Origin of the sequence: Ferrimonas marina (assembly GCF_900129905.1) — a bacterium.
Taxonomy (GTDB): domain Bacteria; phylum Pseudomonadota; class Gammaproteobacteria; order Enterobacterales; family Shewanellaceae; genus Ferrimonas; species Ferrimonas marina.
This window is the reverse complement of sequence record NZ_FQXG01000015.1, coordinates 25659-48943: the sequence shown is the minus strand read 5'-3', so window position 1 is coordinate 48943 and position 23285 is coordinate 25659. Positions and strand designations below refer to the sequence as shown.

Annotated in this window: 38 protein-coding genes; 6 read left to right on the top strand and 32 right to left on the bottom strand. The window is 55.8% G+C overall.

Annotation, left to right across the window (positions count from 1 at the left end):
• Positions 1-488 precede the first annotated feature (488 nt).
• The 4 genes from BUC04_RS23110 to BUC04_RS23095 are packed head-to-tail and all read right to left on the bottom strand — an operon-like array spanning position 489 to position 4049.
• On the bottom strand, positions 489-1037 hold the full coding sequence (locus tag BUC04_RS23110; RefSeq protein WP_067665696.1) for a TlpA family protein disulfide reductase: 549 nt from the start codon (positions 1035-1037) through the stop codon (positions 489-491).
• Entirely contained in the window at positions 1037-1510 is a 474-nt protein-coding gene (locus BUC04_RS23105) for a cytochrome c-type biogenesis protein (RefSeq protein WP_067665699.1), read from the bottom strand. The genes BUC04_RS23110 and BUC04_RS23105 overlap by 1 nt, the downstream gene beginning before the upstream one ends.
• Positions 1510-2064, bottom strand: coding sequence for a DsbE family thiol:disulfide interchange protein (locus BUC04_RS23100; protein ID WP_067665702.1), 555 nt, complete (start codon positions 2062-2064; stop codon positions 1510-1512). Before BUC04_RS23100 ends, BUC04_RS23105 begins: the two co-directional genes overlap by 1 nt.
• 14 nt (positions 2065-2078) lie before the next feature.
• Positions 2079-4049 carry a heme lyase CcmF/NrfE family subunit gene (locus tag BUC04_RS23095; protein ID WP_067665705.1) on the bottom strand — a complete coding sequence of 657 codons (1971 nt, stop codon included), beginning with the start codon at positions 4047-4049 and terminating at the stop codon, positions 2079-2081.
• Between the two features lie 426 nt (positions 4050-4475).
• Between BUC04_RS23095 and ccmI the strand changes: the two genes are divergently transcribed.
• A complete protein-coding gene (gene ccmI / locus BUC04_RS23090; protein WP_073326191.1) occupies positions 4476-5735 on the top strand; it encodes a c-type cytochrome biogenesis protein CcmI in 1260 nt (419 codons plus the stop codon).
• Between the two features lie 67 nt (positions 5736-5802).
• Here the strand turns inward: ccmI and BUC04_RS23085 are convergent, their stop codons facing one another.
• Complete coding sequence (locus tag BUC04_RS23085) at positions 5803-6099, bottom strand: c-type cytochrome (protein WP_067665713.1); 297 nt, start codon at positions 6097-6099, stop codon at positions 5803-5805.
• A 331-nt stretch (positions 6100-6430) separates the two neighbouring features.
• Between BUC04_RS23085 and ccmA the strand changes: the two genes are divergently transcribed.
• Genes ccmA through ccmE form a run of 5 tightly spaced genes read left to right on the top strand, consistent with a single transcriptional unit; the run spans position 6431 to position 9209 of the window.
• A complete protein-coding gene (gene ccmA, locus BUC04_RS23080) occupies positions 6431-7087 on the top strand; it encodes a cytochrome c biogenesis heme-transporting ATPase CcmA (protein WP_373277989.1) in 657 nt (218 codons plus the stop codon).
• Between the two features lie 2 nt (positions 7088-7089).
• On the top strand, positions 7090-7773 hold the full coding sequence (ccmB, locus tag BUC04_RS23075) for a heme exporter protein CcmB (protein ID WP_373277988.1): 684 nt from the start codon (positions 7090-7092) through the stop codon (positions 7771-7773).
• A gap of 1 nt (position 7774) precedes the next feature.
• Positions 7775-8524, top strand: coding sequence for a heme ABC transporter permease (locus BUC04_RS23070; protein ID WP_067665719.1), 750 nt, complete (start codon positions 7775-7777; stop codon positions 8522-8524).
• Positions 8521-8733: a heme exporter protein CcmD gene (gene ccmD, locus BUC04_RS23065; RefSeq protein ID WP_067665722.1), complete on the top strand. Its 213-nt coding sequence runs from the start codon at positions 8521-8523 to the stop codon at positions 8731-8733. The genes BUC04_RS23070 and ccmD overlap by 4 nt, the downstream gene beginning before the upstream one ends.
• The gene (ccmE, locus tag BUC04_RS23060; RefSeq protein WP_067665725.1) at positions 8730-9209 is read left to right on the top strand and encodes a cytochrome c maturation protein CcmE; all 480 of its coding nucleotides are present in this window, start codon (positions 8730-8732) and stop codon (positions 9207-9209) included. Before ccmD ends, ccmE begins: the two co-directional genes overlap by 4 nt.
• Before the next feature lie 802 nt (positions 9210-10011).
• Here the strand turns inward: ccmE and rplQ are convergent.
• The 27 genes from rplQ to rplC form a co-directional block, all read right to left on the bottom strand.
• On the bottom strand, positions 10012-10404 hold the full coding sequence (gene rplQ, locus BUC04_RS23055; protein WP_067665728.1) for a 50S ribosomal protein L17: 393 nt from the start codon (positions 10402-10404) through the stop codon (positions 10012-10014).
• Positions 10405-10442: 38 nt separating this feature from the next.
• Positions 10443-11435: a DNA-directed RNA polymerase subunit alpha gene (locus BUC04_RS23050; RefSeq protein WP_067665731.1), complete on the bottom strand. Its 993-nt coding sequence runs from the start codon at positions 11433-11435 to the stop codon at positions 10443-10445.
• A 25-nt stretch (positions 11436-11460) separates the two neighbouring features.
• The gene (gene rpsD / locus BUC04_RS23045; protein ID WP_067665734.1) at positions 11461-12081 is read right to left on the bottom strand and encodes a 30S ribosomal protein S4; all 621 of its coding nucleotides are present in this window, start codon (positions 12079-12081) and stop codon (positions 11461-11463) included.
• Positions 12082-12105: 24 nt separating this feature from the next.
• Positions 12106-12495, bottom strand: a complete 390-nt coding sequence (rpsK, locus tag BUC04_RS23040; protein ID WP_067665737.1) for a 30S ribosomal protein S11 — start codon at positions 12493-12495, stop codon at positions 12106-12108.
• A 13-nt stretch (positions 12496-12508) separates the two neighbouring features.
• Complete coding sequence (gene rpsM / locus BUC04_RS23035; protein ID WP_067665740.1) at positions 12509-12865, bottom strand: 30S ribosomal protein S13; 357 nt, start codon at positions 12863-12865, stop codon at positions 12509-12511.
• Positions 12866-13002: 137 nt separating this feature from the next.
• On the bottom strand, positions 13003-13116 hold the full coding sequence (rpmJ, locus tag BUC04_RS23030; protein ID WP_073326189.1) for a 50S ribosomal protein L36: 114 nt from the start codon (positions 13114-13116) through the stop codon (positions 13003-13005).
• Between the two features lie 24 nt (positions 13117-13140).
• Positions 13141-14460, bottom strand: a complete 1320-nt coding sequence (gene secY, locus BUC04_RS23025) for a preprotein translocase subunit SecY (RefSeq protein ID WP_067665743.1) — start codon at positions 14458-14460, stop codon at positions 13141-13143.
• Between the two features lie 14 nt (positions 14461-14474).
• Entirely contained in the window at positions 14475-14909 is a 435-nt protein-coding gene (gene rplO, locus BUC04_RS23020; RefSeq protein ID WP_067665746.1) for a 50S ribosomal protein L15, read from the bottom strand.
• 3 nt (positions 14910-14912) lie between these two features.
• Entirely contained in the window at positions 14913-15092 is a 180-nt protein-coding gene (gene rpmD, locus BUC04_RS23015) for a 50S ribosomal protein L30 (protein ID WP_067665749.1), read from the bottom strand.
• Between the two features lie 6 nt (positions 15093-15098).
• Entirely contained in the window at positions 15099-15599 is a 501-nt protein-coding gene (rpsE, locus tag BUC04_RS23010; protein ID WP_067665752.1) for a 30S ribosomal protein S5, read from the bottom strand.
• Between the two features lie 14 nt (positions 15600-15613).
• Positions 15614-15964, bottom strand: a complete 351-nt coding sequence (gene rplR, locus BUC04_RS23005; RefSeq protein ID WP_067665755.1) for a 50S ribosomal protein L18 — start codon at positions 15962-15964, stop codon at positions 15614-15616.
• Between the two features lie 9 nt (positions 15965-15973).
• Positions 15974-16507 carry a 50S ribosomal protein L6 gene (gene rplF / locus BUC04_RS23000; RefSeq protein WP_067665758.1) on the bottom strand — a complete coding sequence of 178 codons (534 nt, stop codon included), beginning with the start codon at positions 16505-16507 and terminating at the stop codon, positions 15974-15976.
• A 12-nt stretch (positions 16508-16519) separates the two neighbouring features.
• On the bottom strand, positions 16520-16912 hold the full coding sequence (rpsH, locus tag BUC04_RS22995) for a 30S ribosomal protein S8 (RefSeq protein ID WP_067665760.1): 393 nt from the start codon (positions 16910-16912) through the stop codon (positions 16520-16522).
• A gap of 20 nt (positions 16913-16932) precedes the next feature.
• Positions 16933-17238, bottom strand: a complete 306-nt coding sequence (rpsN, locus tag BUC04_RS22990; protein WP_067665763.1) for a 30S ribosomal protein S14 — start codon at positions 17236-17238, stop codon at positions 16933-16935.
• A gap of 11 nt (positions 17239-17249) precedes the next feature.
• Positions 17250-17789 carry a 50S ribosomal protein L5 gene (gene rplE / locus BUC04_RS22985; protein WP_067665766.1) on the bottom strand — a complete coding sequence of 180 codons (540 nt, stop codon included), beginning with the start codon at positions 17787-17789 and terminating at the stop codon, positions 17250-17252.
• Between the two features lie 12 nt (positions 17790-17801).
• Positions 17802-18116: a 50S ribosomal protein L24 gene (rplX, locus tag BUC04_RS22980; protein ID WP_067665769.1), complete on the bottom strand. Its 315-nt coding sequence runs from the start codon at positions 18114-18116 to the stop codon at positions 17802-17804.
• A gap of 10 nt (positions 18117-18126) precedes the next feature.
• Positions 18127-18495, bottom strand: a complete 369-nt coding sequence (gene rplN, locus BUC04_RS22975; RefSeq protein ID WP_067665772.1) for a 50S ribosomal protein L14 — start codon at positions 18493-18495, stop codon at positions 18127-18129.
• Between the two features lie 165 nt (positions 18496-18660).
• Positions 18661-18909: a 30S ribosomal protein S17 gene (gene rpsQ, locus BUC04_RS22970; RefSeq protein ID WP_067665775.1), complete on the bottom strand. Its 249-nt coding sequence runs from the start codon at positions 18907-18909 to the stop codon at positions 18661-18663.
• Entirely contained in the window at positions 18909-19100 is a 192-nt protein-coding gene (gene rpmC / locus BUC04_RS22965; RefSeq protein WP_067665778.1) for a 50S ribosomal protein L29, read from the bottom strand. The genes rpsQ and rpmC overlap by 1 nt, the downstream gene beginning before the upstream one ends.
• Entirely contained in the window at positions 19100-19513 is a 414-nt protein-coding gene (gene rplP, locus BUC04_RS22960) for a 50S ribosomal protein L16 (protein WP_067665781.1), read from the bottom strand. Before rplP ends, rpmC begins: the two co-directional genes overlap by 1 nt.
• A gap of 11 nt (positions 19514-19524) precedes the next feature.
• Positions 19525-20214: a 30S ribosomal protein S3 gene (gene rpsC / locus BUC04_RS22955; RefSeq protein ID WP_067665784.1), complete on the bottom strand. Its 690-nt coding sequence runs from the start codon at positions 20212-20214 to the stop codon at positions 19525-19527.
• Positions 20215-20225: 11 nt separating this feature from the next.
• Positions 20226-20558, bottom strand: coding sequence for a 50S ribosomal protein L22 (gene rplV / locus BUC04_RS22950; protein ID WP_067665787.1), 333 nt, complete (start codon positions 20556-20558; stop codon positions 20226-20228).
• 10 nt (positions 20559-20568) lie between these two features.
• Complete coding sequence (gene rpsS, locus BUC04_RS22945; protein WP_013343793.1) at positions 20569-20847, bottom strand: 30S ribosomal protein S19; 279 nt, start codon at positions 20845-20847, stop codon at positions 20569-20571.
• 15 nt (positions 20848-20862) lie between these two features.
• Positions 20863-21687, bottom strand: a complete 825-nt coding sequence (gene rplB, locus BUC04_RS22940) for a 50S ribosomal protein L2 (RefSeq protein WP_067665790.1) — start codon at positions 21685-21687, stop codon at positions 20863-20865.
• Between the two features lie 18 nt (positions 21688-21705).
• Positions 21706-22008: a 50S ribosomal protein L23 gene (gene rplW / locus BUC04_RS22935; protein WP_067665793.1), complete on the bottom strand. Its 303-nt coding sequence runs from the start codon at positions 22006-22008 to the stop codon at positions 21706-21708.
• Complete coding sequence (gene rplD, locus BUC04_RS22930; RefSeq protein ID WP_067665796.1) at positions 22005-22610, bottom strand: 50S ribosomal protein L4; 606 nt, start codon at positions 22608-22610, stop codon at positions 22005-22007. The genes rplW and rplD overlap by 4 nt, the downstream gene beginning before the upstream one ends.
• Positions 22611-22627: 17 nt before the next feature.
• Positions 22628-23266 carry a 50S ribosomal protein L3 gene (gene rplC, locus BUC04_RS22925; RefSeq protein ID WP_067665799.1) on the bottom strand — a complete coding sequence of 213 codons (639 nt, stop codon included), beginning with the start codon at positions 23264-23266 and terminating at the stop codon, positions 22628-22630.
• Between the last annotated feature and the right edge of the window lie 19 nt (positions 23267-23285).

Sequence of the window (23285 nt, the reverse complement as noted above, 5' to 3'; positions counted from 1 at the left end):
AATTTAGTCCGAAGACCAAATTACTCTGCATGTTGTGCAGTCACTCAGTAGCATCGAGAAAATGATGATTTCTCAATCCTGCGTGAGTGCCCACACAGATTGTCTGACAAATTGTTAAAGAGCGTTGCTTCGTTGCCGAAGCAGGATGCGTATCTTACGCTTCCCGTTGCTGAAGTCAAGCAGAAAATCGCGTTTTCTTTTTGACCTCAAACTTCGTGTTTTGAGCCGTTGGCTCTTCATCTCGAAGTGGAGCGCCATTTTATTCAGTTAACTTAGTGAGTCAAGGACTTTTTTACCGAGTTACCTGAGTGGCTGACGCCATGTTGACCGGTCGCTTCAGCGCGCTGCGCCGTTGTCCCTGCCAACGAGGAGCGCATTATAGGGCGGCTTTTAGAAGGTGCAAGGGCCAAAATGAAAAAAGCGATCCAATTGACCAGTTATTGGTCGGATCGCTTTTCAATGCAGAGCTTAGGCTATTGCCAGTGTGTCTACTGGGCCGCTGCCTCGGGCAGGTACTGCTCCATGGTGGCGCGCACCGCGGGGCTGTCCCAATCGATAAAGCTGCGAACAAAACCCACCAGGTTGCCTTCGGCGTCCAGGATAAAGGAGGCCGGGATCAGATCCGTTGGCAGGATCTTACCGATCTGGTTGCTGGTGTCGTACCAGGTTTCCAGATCTGCAATGCCCAGCTCCTCCAGAAACGGCTTTACCACGGTGATGTCGCGATCAATGGAGACCGGCGCCACCTGAAGGCCACGGGGCTCAAAGTCCTGACGGAAGCGCTCCAGTGAGGGCAGCTCGCGGATACAGGGCGGACACCAGGTCGCCCACAGATTGATCATCACCGGCTGACCCTTGAACTGGGACAGATCGAACGGCGCACCGTCCGGCGCAATGATCTGAACACTCTCCAGACTCTGGGGGCGAGACAGATGAATGAATCGCTCCAGGGCAGGATCGGTTTCGTTACTGCTTGCCCCCGGGTAGGCCATTGCCGACCCGGAGACCAGTGCCAGCACCAGTAGCCACAACTTCATCACTTTGCGCTTTCGTCCTGGTTGAGCAGCTTAGCCAGCTTCTCTTTATCCACTGCGGTCACTTCGACCTCACCGGCGCTTTGGGCACGCTGACGACGAACAAACATCACCGCGATCGCACCACCCATCAGCAGGAAGGCCACCGGGCCGAGCCACAGCACGTAGGTGCGCGGATCGAACGCCGGCTTATAGCGAACAAAATCACCATAGCGGTCAGTGAAGTAGGTGACGATCTCTTCGTTGGTCTTGCCCTCTTCCACCATCTCGTAGACCTGCAGGCGCATGTCCAGGGCGATGGGGGAGTTGGAGTCGTGCAGGTTCTGGTTCTGACACTGCGGACAACGCAGCTCGGCAGCCAGGGCCACACCACGCTGGCGCGACGCATCGTCTTTGAACTCGTAAGTGTCAATCGGCGCGGCCTGCACCAGGCCAGCCATCAGCAGGCCGGTCAGCGCAACAAACAACTTCTTCATTAGGAGTTACCCTCTGCAGCGGCTTCAGCACGGATCTGTTGGATCAGCGGCATAAAGTCCTTAGCCCAAACCTGCGGCTCGAGAACACCGGCGAAGCGATGACGAACGATGCCATTGTGGTCAACCACGTAGGTTTCCGGAGCACCGTAAACCCCCATATCGAACGCCAGAGACCCTTCCGGATCGAAGATGTTCTTGGTGTACGGGTCGCCGGTCTGCTTCAGGTAGCGGATCGCTGCCGGGCGTTCATCCCGGTAGTTGATGCCGTAGATCTTGATCTCGCCACGACGCTTCAGCTGGTTGAGGAAGGGGTGCTCATACTTGCAGGACGGACACCAGGTCGCCCAGATGTTGATGAGATAGACATCCCCTTTGAGGTCTTCCTGGGTCCAGCTCTTGTTTTCGTCTTCCAGGGACTCCAGCACGAAGGCCGGGACCGGTTTCCCTACCAGCACCGATTCCAGTTTAGAGGGGTCGAGGAACAACCCCTTAAACAGGAAAATGCTGAGCAGGGCGAAGATCGCGAGCGGAATAAACAGTACTGCGCGCTTCATTTCTGCTCCTTAGATTAGGCGTTAGCCAACTTCGCGGTGTCGGTGGCTTTGGCCTTCTTACGTGCCTTAGCACGCTTGTCAGAGGCCGCCACACCGGCGCCGAACATCATGAAGATGGAACCGATCCAGATCCAGCGAACGCCCGGCTTGTAGTTCAGACGCACGGCGTAGTGAGTGTCGTCCAGCGGATCACCCATGGTGACGTACAGGTCACGGATGAAGCCCCAGTCGATGCCCGCTTCGGTCATGTCCATGGTGCGAACGTTGTACTGACGGCGGTCCGGGTACAGGGTAGTGACGTACTTGCCTTCTTTGGCCACGGTCACAACGCCTTGCTCAGCGGTGTAGTTCGGACCCTGCACCATCTGAGTACGCTCGTAGGTGAAGGTGTAGCCAGCCAGGTCGTGGCTGATGCCCGGGCCCATGCGTACGGAGCGCTCATCATCGTAGTTGGACACCACGGTGGCACCGATGATGGACATGACGATACCGGCGTGGGCCAGCTGCATACCCAGGTAGCTGCGGGTCAGGCGGCGACCGGTGAAGGAGCCATCGGTATCACGGGTCTGGCGCAGCAGGTCGATGATCAGGCAGCCACCCACCCAGAAAGCGGTGAACAGGCCGAAGAACACCCAGGCGTTGTAGCGAGCGGAGTCACCCAGCAGCAGCGGCAGAGCAATGGCAGCAATCAGGGCCACCACGGCAGACGGCAGCAGCTTCTTCAGTTCCCCATCCTTCGCCTTCTTCCAGCGAATGAACGGCCCTATCCCCATAAATATGAACATCACAAGGACAATGGGGTTGAACACCATATTGAAGTACGGAGGTCCAACAGAAATCTGACCCAGGCCCAGGGCATCACCCAGCAGCGGGTACAGGGTGCCCAGCAGTACTGAACCGGTGGCAACCACCAGCAGCACGTTACAGGCCATCAGCATGGTCTCTTTCGACAGCAGGTCGAAGCGCGCCGGTGAGGTCAGCTCCGTCGCCCGCAAGGCGAACAGGGTGAGCGAGCCACCAATCGTTAGACCAAGCAATATCAAGATGAACAGACCACGGGACGGGTCCGCCGCGAAGGAGTGCACGGAGGTCAGTACCCCGGAACGCACCAGGAAGGTACCCAGCAGGCTCAAGGAGAAGGTGAAGATCGCCAGCAGGATGGTCCAGTTACGGAAGGTACCGCGCTTCTCGGTCACGATCAGCGAGTGCAGCAGCGCCGTGCCAACCAGCCAAGGCATGAAGGAGGCGTTCTCTACCGGATCCCAGAACCACCAGCCGCCCCAGCCCAGCTCGTAGTAAGCCCACCAGGAGCCCAGTGCGATACCGGCAGTCAGGAAGGCCCAAGCGGCCAGAGTCCAGGGGCGAGACCAGCGCGCCCAGGCAGAATCCAGGCGACCACTCATCAGCGCCGCAATAGCGAAGGCGAAGGAGACGGAGAAGCCCACGTAGCCGAGGTACAGCAGCGGCGGGTGGAAGATCAGACCGATGTCTTGCAGCATCGGGTTCAGATCGCGGCCTTCCGCCGGCATCGGGAAGATGCGCTCGAACGGGCTCGAGGTAAACAGCATGAACAGGGCAAAGCCCACGATCACCATACCCAGTACCGCCAGAACTCGGGCGGTGAAGGCTTCTTCCAGACCGCGGCTGAAGAACGCCACGGCGGCAGCCCACACAGAGATGGAGAAGGTCCAGAACAGCAGCGAGCCCTCATGACCACCCCAGATCGCGGCGATCTTAAAGTAGATGGGGAGCAGACTGTTTGAGTTGTTTGCTACATAAGCGACGGAGAAGTCGTCCGTGGCAAAAGCGTACCCCAGGCAGACTACGGCGATGGCCATAAACAGGCACATGCCATAGGCAAGGGGGCGAGCGAAGCTCACCAGGTAGGCGTCTTTGCGCGCCACGCCGAGCAGGGGTACTACGGCGATCAGGGCTGCGAAGGCCAGACCGATGATGAGCGAGTAATGTCCTAGTTCCGGAACCATTGCTTACCTCGAAGGAATTGATGTTCACCGACTCCATATCATATGTTGCCGCGGTGTGAACGGGTGTCATTGCCGCCATTTTAGGCTTTGCTGCGGCTATTGTCTGCCGTCTTGTGAGCGTTTTTCCAATACAGATCTCAGCATCGGGTCAGCGGTCACAAAAGCGACGTCCCACGCCAGGGCTGGGACGTACCTCGCCGGTTGGATTACAGCTTGCCGCAAAAGTTTCCATAGAAAGTGGCAAGAAACAGCGAACTGTGACTTTTCCCGCAAACCTCCCCTTAGCCGGCATGAACCGGTTTGTTAACACTGTTCATGCCTTGCGCTTGCCGTATAATCCTTCTCCAACTGGAACAATCCGCGTTGCACAAGCTGGCGTAAAAGGTCAGTAAGTGTCGCACCGCGACCCACCATCACGAGACTGCTATGACAATTTTCTGGATCGGTATCGCCCTATTGACTGCGCTTGCACTGGCGATGATTTGGTTGCCCTTTTGGCGCCGCAACCGCGTTGCCCGTGCCGCCAGTGACGCTCAACTGCGTAAGGAAACTAACCTCAACCTGTTCAACGAACGTATTCAGGAACTGGATACCGAACTGGCCGAGCAACGGATCAACGAGGAAGAGTACGAGGCACTCAAGCAGGAGCTGCAGGTCAACCTGCTGCAGAACGTTGAGCAGGAAGAGGACGTACTGGCCGCCCGCACCCCGAGCCTGGCGTGGCCGGTGGTAATGAGTGCCATCCTGGTGGTGGTCTCTGGCTACACCTACTGGGACCTGGGTCGTCACGCTGACTGGAACGCCCCGCACGCCGCGGCTCAGCAGGCGGATCCCCACTCCGGCATGAACCCGGAGCAGCTGCAGCGCATGCGTCTGATGCAGATGGAACAGCATGTTGAGGCCAACCCCACCGACAGCCAGGCCTGGTTCTCTCTGGGTCACGCCTACATCTCTGCCAGCGAGTACCAAAAAGCGGTCACCGCCTTTGATCAGGTGATGGCGCTGGTGGGCGAGCACGCCGAGCTGCTGGGTCCGAAAGCCACTGCCATGTACTACCTGGCAGACCAGAACATCACCCCGCAGATCCAGGCCATCGTAGATAAAGCCCTGGCCGACGACGAAAAGGATCCTTCCACTCGCCTGCTGCTGGGTATGGACGCTTTCTTTAACGCCAACTTCGAAGACGCCATTGGTCACTGGGAGATGATCCTGACCAGCCCGCGTACCGACGTTGACCGTCAGGCTATCCAGAACGCCATCTCCCAGGCTCGCGGTATGCTGGAGAGCGGCAGCGCCATGCCGCAAGACTCTGTGCATCAGCAGGTTCAGCCGGGCCCAAGCAGCGATGCCGGTGTCGTGGTACGCGTCGAGCTGGCCGGTCAACTGGCCCAGCACGCTCAGCCCAATGACACCGTGTTCATCTACGCCCGCCCGGTGGCTGGCCCGTCCATGCCGCTGGCTGTTGCCCGCGTTCAGGTTGGTGACTTGCCGGCCACCATCGTGCTGGATGACAGCAAGGCGATGTCACCTGAGATGGTGATCAGCTCCCAGCAACAGGTGATGCTGATTGCCACCGTTAACCAGGACAACAGCCCGGCCCCCACCGCTGGCGACCTGGTTGGCCAGATCGACAGCGTTAACCTGGGCAGCAACGTGACCCTGGAGATCGACACCTTGGTGAAGTAAGCCGGGATGCGACACAAAAAAAGCCTGGCAGATGCCAGGCTTTTTTTATGCTCACTTGTCAGCGGGCTTACTTGCCAGCCATGAACTCGATGGCGGCCTTCAGGTCTTCATCGGTGCAATCCATGCACATGCCACCCGGGGGCATGGCGTTCATGCCGTTCTTCACGCTGGCAACCAGGGCGTCCAGGCCTTTACCCAGGCGCGGTTCCCATGCCGCGGCATCCAGATGCTTGGGTGCACCGGCGATGCCCATCTCGTGACAGGTCTTGCACGCCTTCTGGTAAACCGCTTCACCATCTTGCGCCATAACGTTTGAAGCCAGGGTCAGGCTGGCTACCGCAGCCAAAGTTACAAATTTTTTCATTTTCTCATTCCAATCCATAGAGATACATACGCTGGGAACGGAATATATCGCTACGCCAGCAGCCCGTGAACTCTACCACACGCATCACAATTTTACACCTTTAAGGCCTCGCATCACATTTTTCGCGATTCCGCCAAACCTATCGGCACCACGGTGGTCAGATTCGGTGTCATGAGAGCATACGTGCACCATTGTTACATTGCTCACATACTGAGAACTTTTCTTTCCTGCCCCATTACCAAAGGGTGGAAATGGGAGGTACTGCGATGACCCGTTACATCGCTGTGTTAATATCCGCCCTATCCAGAACGAAGATGTGCGTCAAGAGGACTTGGTGACTGAACAACGCCCCCAGCCATTGCTGGCCGCCGAAGCACTGACTTGCATCCGCGAAGAGCGGATCCTGTTTGATGAATTGAGCTTTGAGGTGCGCCCCGGCGACATTTTGCAGATCGAAGGCCCCAACGGTGCGGGTAAGACCAGCCTGTTGCGGATCCTGGCGGGTCTGTCACGTCCCTACAGCGGTCGCGTCTGCTTCGCCGGTAAGCCGATCGAAGCGGTGCGCGATGAGTTTCACCAGGCCCTGCTCTATATGGGCCACCTGCCTGGGGTGAAGTCCGAACTGACCGCCGAAGAGAATCTTAACTTCAGCATGCGGGTAACCGGCTTTAACGACGCACCGATCCACGACATCCTCAAGAAGGTCAACCTGGCCGGTTTTGAAGACCACCCGGCTGGCCACCTGTCCGCCGGACAGCATCGTCGTATCGCCCTGGCCCGCCTGTGGCACACCGACGCCAAGATCTGGATCGTGGACGAGCCGCTGACCGCCATCGATAAGCGCGGTGTGGCCGAGCTGGAACAACTGTTCCTTGACCATGCCGATCGCGGTGGCTGCGTGATCCTGACCACCCACCAAGACCTCCAGCTGGTGGGCGATCGCCTGCAAAAGCTGAAGCTGCAATACCATTTCCACGAGGAGCTTTGAACGTGCGGGAAGTCAGCTACTCTCAAGCCTTTAAAACCGTTCTGCGCCGGGACCTGCAGATCGCGTTTCGCCACCGCGGGGACATCTTTAACCCGCTAATGTTCTTCGTCATGGTGGTGACCCTGTTCCCTCTGGGTATCGGCCCCGAGCCAAACACCCTGACTCGCATCGCCCCTGGCATCATCTGGGTGGCCGCCCTGCTCTCTGCCATGCTGTCACTAGAGCGACTGTTCAAGTCTGACTACGCGGACGGCACCCTGGAGCAGATGATGCTGAGCCCGCAGCCGCTGGCGCTGATGGCGTTGGCCAAGGTGCTGGCCCACTGGCTGGTGACCGGCGTACCCCTGATCCTGATCGCCCCTCTACTGGCCGTCATGCTGCACCTGGACGAAAGTGCCTACGGTGCGCTAATGGCGACCCTGGTGGTTGGCACCCCGACCCTGTCGCTGATCGGCGCCATCGGTGTGGCACTGACCGTGGGGCTGCCCAAGGGCGGCGTTCTGCTCAGCTTGCTGATCCTGCCGCTCTACATCCCGGTACTGATCTTTGCCACCGGAGCCATTGACGCTGCTTCAATGGGACTGGAATATGGGGGTCAGATGGCTATTCTGGCCGCAATCTTAATCGGCGCCCTGGTCGTTGCCCCGGTCGCCATCAGCGCATCCTTACGAGTGAGTACTAACTAAAATGTGGAAGTGGTTACACCCTTACGCTCAGCCTGAGCGGGCATACAATCTGGCCGGCAGCCTGTTCCCATGGTTTGCCGTGCTGGCCACCGTCCTGATCACTGTCGGCACCGTGTGGGGCCTGGGCTTTGCCCCGGTCGACTACCAGCAGGGCCATTCCTACCGGATCATCTTCCTGCACGTACCGGCTGCCTCCATGTCCATGTCCGCCTACATGGCGATGGCCATCTGTGCCTTCATCGGCCTGGTATGGCAGATTAAGCTGGCCGACATGGCTGCTGCCGCCATCGCTCCCATCGGTGCGGTGCTGACCGCCATCGCGCTGATCACCGGCGCTGCCTGGGGTAAGCCTATGTGGGGCACCTGGTGGGTTTGGGATGCGCGCCTGACCTCCGAGCTGGTGCTGCTGTTCCTCTACCTGGGTGTGATTGCCCTGTACGCCTCGTTCGAAGACAAGGTGATGGCGGCCAAGGCTGCCGGGATCCTGGCCATCGTTGGCGTTATCAACCTGCCGATCATCAAGTATTCCGTTGACTGGTGGAACACCCTGCACCAGCCCAACGCCATTACCGTGGGCAAGAGCAACAACATGCCACCGGAGATGCTGATCCCGCTGCTGTGTAACATCTTCGGCTTTGCCATGATGATTGCCGCACTGAGCATCCTGCGCTTCCGCGCTGAGGTTCTGGCCCGCAACAGCATGCGCCCCTGGGTTCGTGCCATGGTTAATGCACAGGAGTCCAAAGCATGAACCTGAGTTTCCAATTTGCGTCCCTAGCTGAGTTCCTGGACATGGGCGGTTACGCCTTCTACGTCTGGCTTTCTTACGGCAGTGCTGCTGTCGCACTGGGACTTTTGATATACAATTCCGCTTGTAAGCGTAAATCCGTTCTGGCCGAGATCGCCAAGAAACAAGCGCGTGAAACGCGCCTGCGTCAACATAGGAGTCAAACGCAATGAACCCTCGTCGTAAAAAACGCCTGCTTTTTGCATCCGTCTTGATCGGTGGTGTCGCCGCGATTGCCTCGCTGTTGCTGTATGCCCTGAACTCGAACCTGGACCTGTTCTTCACCCCCACCGAGGTGGTGCACGGCCGTGATGACACCGGCCTGATGCCGGAAGTTGGCCAGCGTATCCGTGTTGGCGGCATGGTCGTGGAAGGCACCGTAGAACGTGATTCCAACAGCCTGAAGATCGCCTTCGACATCGCCGATAACGGCCCGGCCATCACCGTACTGTACGACGGCATGCTGCCGGACCTGTTCCGTGAAGGCCAAGGCATCGTTGCCCAGGGTACCCTGGTTGAGCCAACCGTTCTGGAAGCCTCCGAGGTTCTGGCCAAGCACGATGAAAACTACATGCCGCCGGAAGTGGCGGAAGCCATGGGTCAGTCTCACTCCGCCCTGGAGTACAGCGAAACCCAATCTGGCTACTAAGCCAGCCGGTTTAGAAAAAGCCCCCGACAGGGGGCTTTTTTGTGCCTGCACGCCAGTGCATTCTACCTCCCACCACCAACTCTCGGTGGCTATATTGCGTGGACTTCTCTGTTGTGGCCAGTCAGGCCCATGGCACAGACTAGAGAGCTGTCAGCCATGGCAAAGACAACGCCACTACGTTTCTGTGCTCGGTCCCTGTACTCAGCCCCTCTACTCAATCTCTACACTCAAACCCTATACACAGACCCATGCCCCTCCTCTGCTGCTATTGAGGCAACAAGGCAAACCTCACGACGTGGAGGTCAGCGATACACTCTCCCTTGGGCCAGAACAGTGGCTTCGCCCATCAGTACCTCTAAGGGGCTGATCGAGCTCGCACCCAGTCACCACGAAGCGCCACAAGGAACACAACAAAGAGCGCCAGACAAACGAGCTGACCCTTCGTACTAACGAACCCATGGCCCTCGGGTGCTGCCAAAGCTCGGAACGTTCCCATGCCGAAGGGGGCTATTTACCCAAGGCTTTTTATGTTCGCTTACGAGCTGTACCTGGTTAGCGAGTAGCGCAAAGCGAAAGCAGAGGGGCTCCTGACCGTGCGAGGCAGGTTTTGCAATGGGAGGGCGGTAGAGAGCCCGAAAAAGCATATGAGGCGTTTAAGAAAGCCTCAGGGCATAGGCTGACGATGAGGAGAAGCCAGCAGCAACCTCGAGCGCTAGGGGCTTGGCATTGCAAGGCTTAAGAAAGGGGTACAACAGGTACAAAAAAGGCCCCCCGAAGGGAGCCTTTTTCAATGACGAATCAATTACTCAGCAGCAGCTTCAGCAACTTCTTCGCCGGCCGGACGACCAACCAGCTCGATGAAAGCCATCGGCGCGTTGTCACCAGCACGGAAACCACATTTCAGGATGCGGGTGTAACCACCCGGGCGCTCCTGGTAACGCGGACCCAGTTCATTAAACAGTTTGCCCACAACCTCTTGGTCGCGAGTACGGGCGAATGCCAGACGGCGGTTCGCTACGCTGTCAGTTTTAGCCAGCGTGATCAGCGGCTCTACTACACGGCGCAGTTCTTTGGCCTTAGGCAGGGTCGTCTTGATAACTTCGTGGCGAACCAGGGAGCCAGCCATGTTACGGAACATGGCCTGACGGTGGCTGCTGTTACGGTTAAGTTGACGACCACTCTTACGATGGCGCATGACCTTATCCTTCTAACCTAAATCTCAAACAGATCTGGTTACATGTTGTCGACTAGGGAGGCCGGCGGCCAGTTCTCAAGGCGCATGCCCAGAGACAGACCACGGGAGGCCAGAACGTCTTTAATCTCAGTCAGAGATTTCTTACCCAGGTTCGGAGTCTTCAACAGCTCCACCTCGGTACGCTGAACCAGGTCACCAATGTAGTGAATGGCTTCAGCTTTCAGACAGTTAGCCGAACGAACAGTAAGTTCCAGATCGTCGACAGGACGCAGCAGAATCGGATCGAATTCCGGCTTCTCTTCTTTCTCTTCCGGCTCACTAACGTCACGCAGATCGACGAAGGCTTCCAGTTGCTCAGCCAGGATAGTGGCGGAGCGACGGATGGCTTCTTCAGGATCCAGAGTGCCGTCGGTGTGCATATCGATGATCAGCTTGTCCAGGTCGGTACGCTGTTCAACACGGGCGGCTTCAACATTGTAAGCAATGCGAACCACCGGGCTGAAAGACGCATCAACCAGCAGGCGGCCGATAGGACGCTCGTCATCTTCAACTTGCGCGCGAGCAGATGCCGGGATGTAACCACGGCCCAGCTCGACCTTGATGCGCATGCTGATGTCGGCGTCGGCACCGGTCAGAGTGCAGATCAGGTGATCGGGGTTAACGATCTCCACATCACCATCATGGGTGATGTCTGCTGCAGTGACAGGGCCCGCACCGGACTTGCTTAGAGTCAGAGTCGCTTCATCTTTGCCTTCCAGCTTGACCGCCAAACCCTTGAGGTTCAGCAAGATCTCGAGGACGTCCTCTTGAACGCCTTCTTTGCTGCTGTACTCGTGCAGTACACCGTCGATTTCAACTTCGGTGACAGCACAACCCGGCATGGAAGAGAGCAGGATGCGACGAAGAGCGTTACCCAGAGTGTGGCCGAAACCACGCTCAAGAGGCTCAAGAGTCACCTTAGCTCGGTTAGAGCTAATCTGATCAATATCAACAAGTCGTGGCTTTAGAAATTCGGTAACAGAACCCTGCATTGTGTCCTCTCTTAACGGTTAAGCTTTACTTGGAGTAAAGCTCTACGATCAGCTGTTCGTTGATGTCAGCAGACAGATCGCTACGCTCAGGCAGGCGCTTGAAAGTGCCTTCCATCTTAGTAGCATCTACTTCCATCCAAGTCGGCTTCTCGCGCTGCTCAGCAACTTCCAGCGCGCCCTTGATACGGGCTTGCTTCTGAGACTTCTCACGAACGGCGATAACGTCGTCCGGAGTTACGCGGAAAGACGGGATGTTAACAACACGACCGTTAACCTTGATGGCCTTGTGGCTCACCAGCTGACGTGCTTCGGCGCGGGTCGCACCAAAGCCCATGCGGTAAACCACGTTGTCCAGACGGCTCTCCAGCAACTGCAGCAGGTTCTCACCAGTGTTGCCTTTGATGCGAGCAGCGTCTTTGTAGTAGTTACGGAACTGCTTTTCCAGTACGCCGTAGATACGACGAACCTTCTGCTTTTCACGCAGCTGAACACCGTAGTCGGACAGACGAGCGCGACGGGCGCCGTGCTGACCAGGTACGGTATCAATCTTACATTTAGAATCGATCGCTCGAACGCCGCTTTTCAGGAACAGGTCAGTCCCTTCGCGACGGCTCAGTTTGAGCTTCGGACCCAAATATCTTGCCATGTTTCTTCTCCAACTAACCTAGGGTTATACGCGACGCTTTTTCGGCGGGCGACAACCGTTGTGCGGGATCGGAGTCACATCGGTGATGTTGGTGATGCGGAAGCCCGCAGCATTCAACGCACGGATGGAAGATTCACGACCCGGACCAGGACCTTTCACTTCAACTTCCAGGTTCTTCAGGCCGTACTCTTTTGCGACTTCAGCGCAACGCTCAGCAGCCACCTGGGCAGCGAACGGAGTAGACTTACGAGAACCACGGAAACCGGAACCACCTGCGGTGGCCCAAGCCAGGGCGTTACCCTGACGATCGGTGATGGTCACAATGGTGTTGTTGAAGGAAGCATGAACGTGTGCAATACCGTCTGCGACCTGCTTGCGTACCTTTTTACGAGTACGAGAAGGAGCTTTAGCCATTGGTTAATTCCCCTTACTTCTTGATCGGCTTACGCGGGCCCTTACGGGTACGCGCATTGGTTTTGGTGCGTTGACCGCGAACCGGCAGGTTACGACGGTGACGCAGACCACGGAAACAACCAAGGTCCATCAGACGTTTGATGTTCATGGAGACCTCACGGCGCAGATCACCTTCTACGGTGAACTCAGCAACAGCCTCACGCACCTTATCGATGGTGGACTCGTCGAGATCCTTAAATTTTACATCTTCAGCAATGCCAGCGTTCACGCAAATAGCTTTTGCGCGAGTTTGGCCGATGCCGAAAATGGCGGTCAGAGCAACTACCGCATGTTTATGCTCGGGAATGTTAATGCCAGCGATACGGGCCACTATAGCACTCCTCAATTTCCGAAGGTTTACTGGGAAAAGCCCGGTAGGATACTCAACAGCAAACCAGATTGCAACAACACATGGGCTGACCTGAGGGCCAGCCCTGTGCACTTAGTCGGATTTATCGACTTAGTCGATTAACCCTGACGCTGCTTGTGCTTCGGCTCGGAGCAGATAACACGAACAACGCCATTACGTTTAATCACCTTACAGTTGCGGCACATGGCCTTAACTGATGCACGAACTTTCATTTTGATACTCCGTGAATGGCGCCCTTAACGGCCATAGCCCTTAAGGTTGGCCTTCTTCAGGACAGAGTCATATTGAGAAGACATCATATGAGTCTGTACCTGGGCCATAAAGTCCATAATAACCACTACCATAATGAGCAGAGAGGTCCCACCGAAGTAGAACGGCACATTGGTAGTGAGCATCATAAACTCAGGAACCAGACAGATAAAGGTGATGTAAGCCGCGCCAGCCAGAGTCAGGCGGGTCATCACTTTATCAATGTAACGGGCAGTTTGCTCGCCCGGACGAATTCCGGGAATGAACGCGCCACTCTTCTTAAGATTGTCTGCTGTTTCCCGCGGGTTAAACACCAACGCAGTATAGAAGAAACAGAAGAAAACAATCGCTACAGCGTAGATCATCACGTACAGCGGCTGACCCGGAGACAGTGCCAGAGAAATGTCTGACAAAATGCCGCCCTTGCTCTGGTCGAACCATTGAGCCAGGGTACCCGGGAACAGAATGATGCTTGACGCGAAGATCGGCGGAATTACGCCGGCCATGTTTACTTTCAGAGGCAAATGAGTGCTTTGGGCAGCAAACACCTTACGGCCTTGTTGGCGTTTGGCGTAGTTTACCACAATGCGGCGTTGGCCGCGCTCCATAAATACCACGAAAGCTGTAATCAGACCGACAATCACCACCAGACCGAGCAGCAAGAGCAGGTGCAATTCACCTTGACGCGCTTGTTCTGCCGTTTGGCCGATCGCGGAAGGCAGGCCAGCTACAATCCCGGTAAAGATCAGGATTGAGATGCCGTTGCCAATACCACGCTCGGTGATCTGCTCACCCAGCCACATCAGGAACATGGTGCCAGTTACCAGGGACACGACCGCTACAAAGTAGAAGCCCATGCCCGGGTTCACCACCAGGCCCGGGATCATGCTGGGCAGGCCAGTCGCGATCCCGATGGATTGGAAGAACGCCAGCACCAGGGTGCCGTAACGGGTCCACTGGTTGATCTTACGACGACCAGATTCCCCTTCCTTCTTCCACTCCGCCAGAGTGGGGTGCACCACGGTCAGCAGCTGCATGATGATCGACGCCGAGATGTACGGCATGATCCCCAACGCAAATACTGACGCGCGTTCCAAGGCACCACCGGAGAACATGTTGAACATTTCAACGATGGTACCTTGTTGCTGTTTGAACAGTTCGGCAAGTACAGCGGCGTCAATACCAGGAATCGGTACGAAAGAACCCGCCCGGAACACAATAATGGCTCCGAGAACAAACAACAGGCGAGCTTTCAGTTCTGAAAGGCCCCCTTTCGCACTTTTCAATTCAAGTCCTGGCTTAGCCATTGCGTACTTTCCCGTTACTCTTCGATTTTGCCGCCCGCGGCCTCGATGGCTTCACGAGCACCCTTGGTCACTTTCAGACCAGAGATGGTGACTGGGCGCTCGATTTTACCTGAAAGGACCACTTTCGCAAACTGAATGTTTGCAGAAATCAGGCCAGCATCTTTCAGGGTAGCCAGGCTTACCACGTCGCCTTCAACCTTGGCCACTTCGTGCAGACGCACTTCAGCGGAAACCAGGGCCTTGCGAGAGGTAAAACCAAACTTAGGCAGACGTTGCTTCAGAGGCATTTGACCGCCTTCGAAGCCCGGACGTACGGAACCGCCGGAACGGGACTTCTGACCCTTGTGGCCACGGCCACCGGTCTTACCCAGACCAGAACCGATACCACGACCTACACGCTTAGCGGCAGTTTTGGAGCCAGCAGCCGGAGACAAAGTATTCAGACGCATAGCTTAGTCCTCCACCTTAACCATGTAGTAGACCTTGTTGATCATACCGCGTACCGCCGGAGTGTCTTCCAGCTCAACGGTGTGACCAATCTTGCGCAGGCCCAGGCCAGTCAGAGTGGCACGGTGCTTCGGCAGACGGCCGATTGCGCTTTTGGTCTGAGTAACCTTAATAGTTTTAGCCATGTCAGATTACCCCCGGATCTCTTCTACAGCCAGACCACGCTTAGCAGCGATTTGCTCCGGAGACTTCATGGAAGTCAGCGCGTCGACGGTAGAACGAACAACGTTGATCGGGTTGGTAGAGCCGTAGGCCTTACACAGTACGTTGTGTACGCCAGCAACTTCCAATACGGCGCGCATTGCACCGCCCGCGATAATACCGGTACCTTCAGAGGCCGGCTGCATGTACACCTTGGAGCCGGAGTGACGGCCCTTAACCGGGTGATGCAGGGTGCCGTTCTTCAGGTTAACGGTTTGCATGTTGCGACGAGCCTTTTCCATCGCTTTCTGGATAGCGGCAGGCACTTCGCGGGCCTTGCCGTAACCGAAACCGATGCGGCCGTTACCGTCACCAACAACAGTCAGTGCGGTGAAGCTAAAGATGCGACCACCTTTAACCACTTTAGAAACACGGTTTACTGCAATCAGCTTTTCTTGCAGGTCACCGGCTTGATTCTCATGATTCGCCATGATCCACTCCCAACTTAGAACTGGAGGCCAGCTTCACGAGCAGCGTCTGCCAGGGCAGCAACGCGACCGTGATACTTAAAGCCACTGCGATCGAAGGCCAAAGACTTAACGCCTTTTTCCAGAGCGCGCTCAGCAACCGCTTTACCAACAGCCTTGGCGGCGTCGATGTTACCGGTGCCTTTTACTTGCTCGGCAATTGCCTTCTCAACGGTAGAGGCAGCAGCCACTACGATAGCGTCGGCAGTGATAACCTGGGCGTAGATGTGGCGCGGAGTACGGTGCACGACCAGACGAGTCGCGCCCATTTCCTGAATGTTCTTGCGTGCGCGAGTAGCGCGACGCGTACGAGCTGCTTTCTTGTCCATCGTATTACCTTACTTCTTCTTGGCCTCTTTACGACGCACGTGCTCATCAGCGTAACGTACACCTTTGCCCTTGTAGGGCTCCGGAGCACGGTAAGCGCGGATGTTCGCGGCCGCCTGACCAACAGACTGCTTGTCTGCGCCAGTGAGGACGATTTCAGTTTGGCTGGGGCACTCGGCCTTCACACCTTCCGGCAGGGTGTATTCTACCGGGTGAGAGAAGCCCAGGGTCAGGTTCACAACGCTACCTTTAACAGCGGCACGGTAACCAACACCGTTCAGCTGCAGCTTCTTAGTGAAGCCATCGGTCACGCCAACAACCATGTTGTTAACCAGAGCGCGAGCAGTACCGGCTTGAGCCCAAGCGTTGGCAGCGCCATCGCGAGGACCAAAGGTCACTTTGTCGTCTTCTTTGGCTACAACTACGGCGTTGTTCAGAACGCGAGTCAGAGTACCCTTACCACCTTTAACGGTGACTTCCTGGCCGTTGATGGAAACTTCAACGCCGGCCGGGATAGCAACAGGAGCCTTAGCTACACGAGACATAGTTAATACTCCTTATGCTACGTAGCAGATGATCTCACCACCCATACCCTGAGAACGGGCTGCGCGGTCAGTCATCACACCTTTAGAGGTGGATACGATAGCAATGCCCAGACCACCCATAACTTTCGGCAGCTCATCTTTCTTTTTGTAGATGCGCAGACCAGGGCGGCTGGCACGCTCGATGGATTCAACCACCGGCTTACCTTGGAAGTACTTCAGAGTCACTTCCAGAGTCGGTTTAACGTCACCGGAGACGGCGAAATCGGCGATGTAACCTTCTGATTTCAGAACGTTAGCAATTGCCACTTTCAGCTTAGAGGACGGCATGGTCACTGCAACTTTGCTAGCAGCCTGGCCGTTGCGGATGCGCGTCAGCATATCCGCGATCGGATCTTGCATGCTCATATTCGCTTACTCCCGAATGCTTACCAAGAGGCCTTTTTCAGGCCAGGAACTTCACCGCGCATGGTGGCTTCACGCAGCTTGATACGGCTCAGGCCGAACTTGCGCAGGTAGCCGTGCGGGCGACCAGTGATCGCACAGCGGTTACGCTGACGAGAGGCACTGGAATCACGCGGAAGTTGTTGCAGTTTCAGAACAGCAGCCCAACGATCTTCTTCAGAAACGTTGGTGTCCTTGATGATAGCTTTCAGCTCAGCGCGCTTTTCAGCGTACTTGGCAACCAGCTTGGCACGCTTTGCGTCACGCGCCTTCATGGATTGTTTAGCCATTACCCTACACCTTACTTGCGGAACGGGAAGTTGAAGGCAGCCAGCAGAGCACGACCTTCTTCATCGGAGTTCGCAGTAGTGGTAATGGTGATATCCATACCGCGAATCTTATCGATCTTGTCGTAATCGATTTCCGGGAAGATGATTTGCTCACGAACGCCCATGGAGTAGTTACCACGGCCATCGAACGCTTTCGGGTTCAGGCCACGGAAGTCACGGATACGAGGAACCGCGATAGATACCAGACGTTCGAAGAACTCCCACATACGCTCGCCGCGCAGGGTGACTTTACAACCAATCGGGTAACCTTCACGGATCTTAAAGCCAGCAACAGACTTGCGAGCTTTAGTGATCAGGGGTTTTTGACCGGAAACAGCTGCCATATCAGCTACGGCATGTTCCAGCACCTTTTTGTCCGCTACGGCTTCACCGACACCCATGTTCAGGGTGATCTTTTCAATCCGAGGGACTTGCATGATGCTGGTGTAGCCGAACTGTTTCATCAGTTCTTTTACTACAGCTTCTTTGTAGTAATCATGCAGTTTCGCCATCGTAAACTCCAATTACTTAACAATTTCGTCGTTGGACTTGAAGAAACGGACTTTCTTGCCGTCTTCAATGCGGAAACCCACACGGTCAGCCTTGCCAGTGGCAGGGTTGAACAGTGCCACGTTGGAGGCGTGGATCGGGGCTTCTTTCTCAACGATGCCACCTTGAACACCCAGCTGGGGGTTCGGCTTCTGGTGCTTCTTCACCAGGTTGACGCCTTCGACGATAACCTTACCAGTGGTCAGAACTTGGGAAACCTTACCGCGCTTACCCTTGTCTTTACCTGCCAGTACGATTACTTCGTCATTGCGACGGATTTTTGCTGCCATGGTTCGCTCCTTACAGTACTTCCGGCGCCAGGGACACAATCTTCATGAACTGGTCATTACGCAGTTCACGGGTCACCGGGCCAAAGATACGAGTGCCGATCGGCTGGTTGCTGGCGTTCAGCAATACTGCAGCGTTACGATCGAAGCGAATGACAGAACCGTCGGGACGACGTACGCCCTTCTTGGTGCGAACTACCACCGCGTTGAATACATCACCTTTCTTCGCTTTACCGCGAGGAATGGCTTCCTTAACGGAAACCTTGATGATGTCGCCGATGCCGGCGTAACGACGGTGGGAGCCACCCAAGACCTTAATACACTGCACGCTACGTGCGCCGGAATTATCGGCAACGTCCAGCACAGATTGCATTTGGATCATTTCAGTGCTCCGCTTTTTTACTTCAAATGCCCTTACGGGCTAGTTGGCTGCCTCAAAAAGGCGCGCAATTATAACCCACCCTTTTTGCAAAAGGGAAGACAAAAAATAACCGGCCCGGGCAAGCCCGAGCCGGTTACTCTTAATCGTAGTCGAACTGCCTAGTGATTAGGCTTTTTCAACTACGTTAACCAGGGTCCAAGACTTGGTCTTGGACAGTGGACGACACTCGCGGATCTCAACGAGATCGCCAATGCCACACTGGTTAGTTTCGTCATGAACGTGCAGCTTGGTAGTGCGCTTCATGAACTTACCGTAGATCGGGTGCTTAACTTTGCGCTCGATGGCTACGGTGATGGACTTGTCCATCTTGTCGCTGATAACACGACCCTGAAGAGTACGGATTTTATCAGACATTACGCACCTGCCTTCTCAGTCAGAACGGTCTTAACGCGCGCGATGTTGCGGCGTACCTTCTTCATTTCGTGAGTCGCTTTCAGCTGACCGGTTGCGTTCTGCATACGCAGGTTGAACTGTTCGCGCAGCAGGTTCAGCAGCTCGGCGTTCAGTTCTTCAACGCTTTTTTCACGCAGATCTTGTGCTTTCATCACATCACCTTACGAGTTACAAAGGTGGTCTGAACAGGCAGCTTGGCGGCGGCCAGAGAGAAAGCTTCGCGAGCCAGCTCTTCCGGAACACCTTCCATTTCGTACAGGACACGACCCGGTTGGATCTGTGCTACCCAGTACTCAACGTTACCCTTACCTTTACCCTGACGAACCTCAAGCGGCTTGGCAGTGATCGGCTTGTCCGGGAAAACACGGATCCAGATCTTGCCCTGACGCTTAATGTGACGGGTCATGGCACGACGAGCAGCTTCGATCTGACGAGCAGTCATGCGGCCACGAGTAGTAGCTTTCAGACCGAAAGAACCGAAGGAAACCTTATCACCGGTGGTGGCGACACCACGGTTACGGCCCTTCATCATCTTACGGAACTTCATACGTTTAGGTTGCAGCATCTCGGTTCCCCTTACTTACCACGACCTTTGCGCTTCGGCTGCTGCTTCGGCTGCTCTTCAACAACCGGCATGCCGCCCAGAACTTCACCTTTGAAGATCCAAACTTTAATGCCGATTACACCGTAGGTGGTGTGAGCTTCGGAAGTAGCGTAGTCGATGTCAGCGCGCAGAGTGTGCAGCGGCACGCGACCTTCACGGTACCATTCGGTACGTGCGATCTCAGCGCCACCCAGACGACCAGAAACCTCGATCTTGATGCCCTTGGCACCCAGACGCATGGCGTTTTGTACGGCACGCTTCATAGCGCGACGGAACATAACGCGACGCTCCAGCTGAGAGGCAACGGAGTCACCTACCAGTTGAGCATCCAGTTCAGGCTTGCGAACTTCGGAGATGTTGATCTGAGCAGGAACGCCAGCCAGCTTGGCTACCTTCTTGCGCAGCTTCTCGACATCTTCACCCTTCTTACCAATCACGACGCCAGGACGAGCAGTGTGAATAGTCACACGGATGCTCTTGGCCGGACGCTCGATGGTGATCCGGGATACGGAAGCGTTGGCCAGTTCCTTTTTCAGGAATTGACGTACTTCGTGGTCGCTGAAAATGTTGTCAGCGTAGTCTTTCTTCTCCGCGTACCAGGTCGAGGACCAGGGCTTGGTGATACCAAGGCGGATACCATTCGGATGTACTTTCTGTCCCATTGCAGCTCCCCTTACTTATCGGCCACAACCACAGTGATGTGGCTGGAGCGCTTCAGGATGCGGTCAGCACGGCCTTTGGCACGCGGCATGATGCGCTTCATGGTCGGACCTTCATCAACGAAGACCTTGGCAACCTTCAGGTTGTCGATGTCCAGACCTTCATTGTGTTCCGCGTTTGCAATGGCAGACTCCAGAACTTTTTTAACCAGGCTAGCAGCTTTCTTCGGGCTGAAGGCCAGGATGTCCAGAGCGCGATCTACCGGCAGACCACGGATTTGATCGGCAACCAGGCGAGCCTTCTGCGGAGAAGTGCGGGCGAAACGGTGTTTAGCTAAAACTTCCATCTTCTACCCCTTAGCGTTTCTTCGCTTTCTTATCCGCAGCATGGCCGCGGTAAGTGCGAGTCGGCGCGAATTCGCCCAGTTTGTGGCCAATCATGTCTTCGGTAACGAATACCGGCACGTGCTGGCGACCATTATGGACAGCGATGGTGAGACCAATCATATCAGGAATGATCATCGAACGACGGGACCAAGTCTTAACAGGCTTTTTGTCTCCGCTTTCCACCGCTTTCTCTACCTTCTTCAGCAAGTGCAGGTCGATAAACGGACCTTTCTTGAGAGAACGTGGCATGGTGAATCCTCTAAATTACTTGGTACGACGACGTACGATGTACTTATCGGTACGCTTGTTGGAGCGGGTTTTCTTACCCTTGGTCGGAACGCCCCACGGGGATACCGGGTGACGACCACCAGAGGTTTTACCCTCACCACCACCGTGCGGGTGATCCACCGGGTTCATGGCTACACCACGAACGGTCGGACGGATACCGCGCCAGCGGTTGGCACCAGCTTTACCCAGCTGACGCAGCATGTGCTCGGCGTTGCCCACTTCACCCAGGGTGGCGCGGCAATCAGCCAGAACTTTGCGCATCTCGCCGGAACGCAGACGCAGGGTTACGTATTGACCGTCGCGAGCAACGATCTGAACGTAAGCACCAGCGGAACGTGCGATCTGACCGCCTTTAGCAGGCTTCAGCTCAACGTTGTGAACGGTGGAACCTACCGGGATGTTGCGCATCGGCAGGGTGTTACCCACTTTGATCTCAGCTTCAACGCCGGACATGATGGCGTCGCCAGCCTTCAGGCCTTTGGGGGCCAGGATGTAACGACGCTCACCGTCTGCGTACAGAACCAGAGCGATGTTCGCGCTGCGGTTCGGATCGTACTCCAGACGCTCAACCTTGGCCGGAACACCGTCCTTGTTGCGTTTGAAGTCAACGATACGGTAGTGCTGCTTATGACCACCGCCGATGTGGCGAGTGGTGATGCGACCAGCGTTGTTACGGCCACCAGACTTGGACTTCTTGTCCAGCAGAGCGGCGTGAGGCTTACCTTTGTGCAGCTCGTTGTTCACGATCTTAGTGACGTGACGACGACCGGCAGAGGTAGGCTTACACTTAACAATAGCCATTATCTAAACTCCTACTGCTTACTCAGCGCCGCCGACAAAGTCGATGTCAGCGCCTTCGGCCAGGGTTACGTAGGCTTTCTTCCAGTCGCTGCGGCGACCGAAACGAGCGCCGTGACGCTTAACCTTGCCCTTGACTACGCTGGTGCGTACGCCAGTGACCTGCACTTCGAACAGCTTCTCAACAGCGGCTTTTACTTCCGCCTTGGTAGCGTCGATGGCAACCTTGAACACGATGGTGTTGTTCAGTTCGGCCGCCATGGTGCTCTTTTCAGAGATGTGCGGAGCCAGCAGCACTTTCAGCAAACGTTCTTCACGGATCATGCCAGCTTCTCCTCAATCTGCTTAACTGCGTCAGCGGTCATCAGCACTTTGTCGAAGGCGATCAGGCTTACCGGATCGATACCGTCTACGTCACGAACGTCAACCTTGTACAGGTTGCGAGAAGCCAGGAACAGGTTCTCGTCAACTTCACCGGTTACGATCAGTACGTCGGACAGATCCATCTCTTTCAGCTTGGAAACCAGCTCTTTGGTTTTCGGCGCTTCAACAGAGAAGTTTTCTACTACTACCAGACGCTCTTGACGTACCAGCTCAGACAGAATGCTGCGCAGAGCGGCGCGGTACATCTTCTTGTTAACTTTCTGGCCGTGATCTTGCGGCTTAGCAGCGAAAGTTACGCCACCAGAACGCCAGATCGGGCTCTTAACAGTACCGGCACGTGCACGGCCAGTACCTTTCTGGCGCCACGGCTTTTTGCCGGTGCCAGTAACTTCAGAGCGGCTTTTCTGAGCGCGGGTACCTTGACGGGCGTTAGCAGCGAAAGCTACTACCACCTGGTGTACCAGGGCTTCGTTAAACTCACGCCCGAAGGTAGTCTCGGAAACTTCAAGAGCGCTCTGGGCGTCTTTCATTACCAATTCCATTACTATCTCCTCAGACGTTACGCTTTAACGGCGGGTTTAACGATAACGTCACCACCGTTGGCACCAGGGACAGCGCCCTTGATCAACAGCAGGTTACGCTCAGCGTCAACACGGACCAGTTCCAGGTTCTGAGTAGTTACCTGCTCAGCGCCCATGTGGCCAGCCATTTTCTTGCCCTTGAATACCTTACCCGGGGATTGGTTTTGACCAATGGAACCCGGAGCACGGTGGCTCAAGGAGTTACCGTGGGTCATGTCCTGGGTGCGGAAGTTCCAACGCTTAACAGCGCCCTGGAAACCTTTACCCTTGGATTGACCGGTAACGTCTACTTTTGCAACATCAGCAAAGATGTCGACTTTCAGCTCAGCACCCAGTTCGATGCCTTCACCTTCACCTTCACCCAGGCGGTGCTCCCACAGGCCACGGCCGGCTTCTACACCAGCTTTGGCAAAGTGGCCAGCTTCAGGCTTGTTCACGTGGGAAGCTTTTTTGCCGCCTACGGTAACCTGAATCGCACGGTAGCCGTCGCTTTCCAGCGCTTTTACCTGAGTGACACGGTTCGGTTCTACTTCGATAACAGTCACAGGGGTAGACGCACCATCTTCAGTGAAGATGCGAGTCATACCAACTTTGCGACCTACAAGACCGATAGCCATTCTTCTAAACCTCTATTCC

Coding starts and splice junctions, on each gene's coding strand:
- rpsD (WP_067665734.1), bottom strand. CDS start 12,081: ATGGCAAGATATTTGGGTCCGAAGCTCAAACTGAGCCGTCGCGAAGGG.
- rplR (WP_067665755.1), bottom strand. CDS start 15,964: ATGGACAAGAAAGCAGCTCGTACGCGTCGCGCTACTCGCGCACGCAAG.
- rpmD (WP_067665749.1), bottom strand. CDS start 15,092: ATGGCTAAAACTATTAAGGTTACTCAGACCAAAAGCGCAATCGGCCGT.
- rplQ (WP_067665728.1), bottom strand. CDS start 10,404: ATGCGCCATCGTAAGAGTGGTCGTCAACTTAACCGTAACAGCAGCCAC.
- rplW (WP_067665793.1), bottom strand. CDS start 22,008: ATGATCCGTGAAGAACGTTTGCTGAAAGTGCTGCTGGCTCCGCACATC.
- BUC04_RS23070 (WP_067665719.1), top strand. CDS start 7,775: ATGTGGAAGTGGTTACACCCTTACGCTCAGCCTGAGCGGGCATACAAT.
- BUC04_RS23095 (WP_067665705.1), bottom strand. CDS start 4,049: ATGGTTCCGGAACTAGGACATTACTCGCTCATCATCGGTCTGGCCTTC.
- BUC04_RS23110 (WP_067665696.1), bottom strand. CDS start 1,037: ATGAAGTTGTGGCTACTGGTGCTGGCACTGGTCTCCGGGTCGGCAATG.
- rpsC (WP_067665784.1), bottom strand. CDS start 20,214: ATGGGACAGAAAGTACATCCGAATGGTATCCGCCTTGGTATCACCAAG.
- ccmI (WP_073326191.1), top strand. CDS start 4,476: ATGACAATTTTCTGGATCGGTATCGCCCTATTGACTGCGCTTGCACTG.
- rpsS (WP_013343793.1), bottom strand. CDS start 20,847: ATGCCACGTTCTCTCAAGAAAGGTCCGTTTATCGACCTGCACTTGCTG.
- ccmD (WP_067665722.1), top strand. CDS start 8,521: ATGAACCTGAGTTTCCAATTTGCGTCCCTAGCTGAGTTCCTGGACATG.
- rpsN (WP_067665763.1), bottom strand. CDS start 17,238: ATGGCTAAACAATCCATGAAGGCGCGTGACGCAAAGCGTGCCAAGCTG.
- rpsE (WP_067665752.1), bottom strand. CDS start 15,599: ATGGCGAATCATGAGAATCAAGCCGGTGACCTGCAAGAAAAGCTGATT.
- rplB (WP_067665790.1), bottom strand. CDS start 21,687: ATGGCTATTGTTAAGTGTAAGCCTACCTCTGCCGGTCGTCGTCACGTC.
- rpsH (WP_067665760.1), bottom strand. CDS start 16,912: ATGAGCATGCAAGATCCGATCGCGGATATGCTGACGCGCATCCGCAAC.
- rplV (WP_067665787.1), bottom strand. CDS start 20,558: ATGGAAGTTTTAGCTAAACACCGTTTCGCCCGCACTTCTCCGCAGAAG.
- rplC (WP_067665799.1), bottom strand. CDS start 23,266: ATGGCTATCGGTCTTGTAGGTCGCAAAGTTGGTATGACTCGCATCTTC.
- rplX (WP_067665769.1), bottom strand. CDS start 18,116: ATGGCAGCAAAAATCCGTCGCAATGACGAAGTAATCGTACTGGCAGGT.
- BUC04_RS23050 (WP_067665731.1), bottom strand. CDS start 11,435: ATGCAGGGTTCTGTTACCGAATTTCTAAAGCCACGACTTGTTGATATT.
- rplD (WP_067665796.1), bottom strand. CDS start 22,610: ATGGAATTGGTAATGAAAGACGCCCAGAGCGCTCTTGAAGTTTCCGAG.
- rpsQ (WP_067665775.1), bottom strand. CDS start 18,909: ATGTCTGATAAAATCCGTACTCTTCAGGGTCGTGTTATCAGCGACAAG.
- rplE (WP_067665766.1), bottom strand. CDS start 17,789: ATGGCGAAACTGCATGATTACTACAAAGAAGCTGTAGTAAAAGAACTG.
- rpsK (WP_067665737.1), bottom strand. CDS start 12,495: ATGGCTAAAGCTCCTTCTCGTACTCGTAAAAAGGTACGCAAGCAGGTC.
- BUC04_RS23100 (WP_067665702.1), bottom strand. CDS start 2,064: ATGAAGCGCGCAGTACTGTTTATTCCGCTCGCGATCTTCGCCCTGCTC.
- BUC04_RS23105 (WP_067665699.1), bottom strand. CDS start 1,510: ATGAAGAAGTTGTTTGTTGCGCTGACCGGCCTGCTGATGGCTGGCCTG.
- ccmE (WP_067665725.1), top strand. CDS start 8,730: ATGAACCCTCGTCGTAAAAAACGCCTGCTTTTTGCATCCGTCTTGATC.
- rplP (WP_067665781.1), bottom strand. CDS start 19,513: ATGCTGCAACCTAAACGTATGAAGTTCCGTAAGATGATGAAGGGCCGT.
- secY (WP_067665743.1), bottom strand. CDS start 14,460: ATGGCTAAGCCAGGACTTGAATTGAAAAGTGCGAAAGGGGGCCTTTCA.
- BUC04_RS23085 (WP_067665713.1), bottom strand. CDS start 6,099: ATGAAAAAATTTGTAACTTTGGCTGCGGTAGCCAGCCTGACCCTGGCT.
- rplO (WP_067665746.1), bottom strand. CDS start 14,909: ATGCGTCTGAATACTTTGTCTCCGGCTGCTGGCTCCAAAACTGCCGCT.
- rplF (WP_067665758.1), bottom strand. CDS start 16,507: ATGTCTCGTGTAGCTAAGGCTCCTGTTGCTATCCCGGCCGGCGTTGAA.
- rpmC (WP_067665778.1), bottom strand. CDS start 19,100: ATGAAAGCACAAGATCTGCGTGAAAAAAGCGTTGAAGAACTGAACGCC.
- rpmJ (WP_073326189.1), bottom strand. CDS start 13,116: ATGAAAGTTCGTGCATCAGTTAAGGCCATGTGCCGCAACTGTAAGGTG.
- rplN (WP_067665772.1), bottom strand. CDS start 18,495: ATGATCCAAATGCAATCTGTGCTGGACGTTGCCGATAATTCCGGCGCA.